Source organism: Roseisalinus antarcticus (genome assembly GCF_900172355.1).
In the GTDB taxonomy this organism is placed as follows: Bacteria; Pseudomonadota; Alphaproteobacteria; order Rhodobacterales; family Rhodobacteraceae; genus Oceanicola; species Oceanicola antarcticus_A.
In genome coordinates this window covers 1-1980 of the sequence record NZ_FWFZ01000104.1, presented here as the reverse complement: position 1 = coordinate 1980, position 1980 = coordinate 1, and the positions used below count along the sequence as shown (strand labels likewise).

General features: G+C 68.4%; 2 protein-coding genes. Both read left to right on the top strand.

Features of this window, described 5'->3' with window-relative positions:
• Positions 1-1031: DNA-methyltransferase (locus tag ROA7023_RS23375; RefSeq protein WP_085881334.1), on the top strand; the 1031-nt coding region annotated here is incomplete at its 5' end.
• Positions 1031-1980 (top strand): DNA cytosine methyltransferase (locus ROA7023_RS23370; RefSeq protein ID WP_143535738.1); only part of this gene is annotated, 950 nt, incomplete at its 3' end. The genes ROA7023_RS23375 and ROA7023_RS23370, both read left to right, overlap by 1 nt.

Sequence of the window (1980 nt, the reverse complement as noted above, 5' to 3'; positions counted from 1 at the left end):
TGACCGAACTCGGGACGTGGGACGAGGCTGCGCTGTCGGCGGAACTGAACGAGCTACTGGCGGAGGATTTCGACCTGTCGCTGGTGGGCTTTTCCGACGGCGAGTTGGACAAGCTGCTGGCCTTCGAGCCGGAGGATGACGGTGAAGAAAGTGGTGGCGCTGGCAGCACAACGCCGCCGGTGGTGATCCCCGAACCGCCGCGCAATCCGGCGTCGCGGACGGGCGATCTGTGGATCCTTGGTGATCACCGGCTGCTCTGCGGCGACAGCACCAGCGAAACGGACGTGCGCCGCCTGATGAACGGCGAACGCGCGATCCTGTTCGCGACCGATCCGCCATACCTTGTGGATTACGACGGCTCGAACCACCCGACACGCAACAAGGACTGGAGCCAGAGCTACGGCAACACGTGGGACGACAGTTCGCAGGGCGCGGAACTCTACGACGGCTTCATCTCCGCCGCCGTGGCTGAGGCGATCACCGAGGATGCCGCGTGGTATTGCTGGCACGCGTCGCGCCGGCAGGCGATGCTGGAGGCCTGTTGGGAAAAGGCCGGGGCCTTCGTGCATCAGCAGATCATCTGGGTGAAGGATCGCGGGGTCCTGACCCGGTCGCATTACCTCTGGAAGCACGAGCCCTGTTTCATGGGCTGGCGCCGTCCGAACCGGCCGCCAAAGGTCGCCGAGCAAACGCTGCCTTCGACATGGGAAATGCCCAGCTTCACCAAGGACGAGCGTCCCGACCATCCGACGCCGAAGCCGCTGGACGCGTTTGGCATCCCGATGCGGCAGCACGTCGCGCGGGGCGGTCTGGCTTACGAGCCCTTCGCCGGCTCCGGCTCACAGATCATGGCGGGTGAGGCCAACGGCCGGCGCGTCTTCGCAATGGAGATCAGCCCGGCTTACGTCGATGTCGCCGTAGAGCGCTGGCAGGCCGAGACCGGCAGGGACGCGATCCTCGATGGCGACGGCCGGACTTTTGCCGAGGTGAAGTCGGAGCGGCTTGGCGACAAGGCAGACGCTGCCGCCTGATGGCCGTCTACTACAATGATACCGATCCCGCCGCCTGTGCCTGGCTGCGGGAACTGATCGCGGCCGGGCTCCTGCCCGCGGGCGAGGTGGACGCACGCTCCATCCTCGACGTCACGCCGTCGGACCTGCGGGGCTTTAAGCAATGCCATTTCTTCGCCGGGATCGGCGGCTGGCCCTACGCACTGCGCCTCGCCGGCGTGGCCGAGGATCTGTCCGTCTGGACTGGCTCGCCGCCCTGCCAGCCATTCAGCCAGGCCGGGCAGCGCAAGGGACAGGACGATGACCGCCATCTCGCCCCGGCCTTCCTGCGGCTCGTCGCAGCCTGCCGCCCGGAGTTCGTCTTCGGCGAGCAGGTCGCGAGCGCGGCAGTGCTCGGACCAGTTGGCAGCGCGACTCGCACAGCGGCTGAGGGCCCGGCTGGCTGGGCGTGGTTCGACGCTCTGGCTTCTGACCTGGAAGCGGCATCTTACACCGTCGCGGCGGCCGATCTGCCGGCTGCGGGCATCGGCGCTCCGCACATCCGCCAGCGGCTGTTCTTCGGCGCCGCCGCCCTGGAGCCGGGCGGGCTGGGCAACGGCCTCAGCGCGGGATCACAAGGACGGATCGGAATGCCGGGCGGTGCCGATCAACGCGCTACTCGGCCGGCAGGTCTGGCTGGCGGGCTGGCCGACGGCGATGGCGGGCTCGCCCGCGACGGCAGCGTACAACGCGGCGGGCAACACGGATGCGAGCCGCAGGACGGTAAAGCTGGTCGACTGGTCGAAGGTGACGACCCCACCGGCGCCGATGCGACGGACGGCGTCTGGCGAGATCCGGACTGGCTCCTCTGCCGCGATGGCCGCTGGCGGCCCGTTGAGCCCGGAACATTCCCGCTGGTTGATAGGATATCCGGTCGCATGGGGCTGCTGCGGGGCTACGGCAATGCGATCGTGCCGCCGCTCGCGGCGGA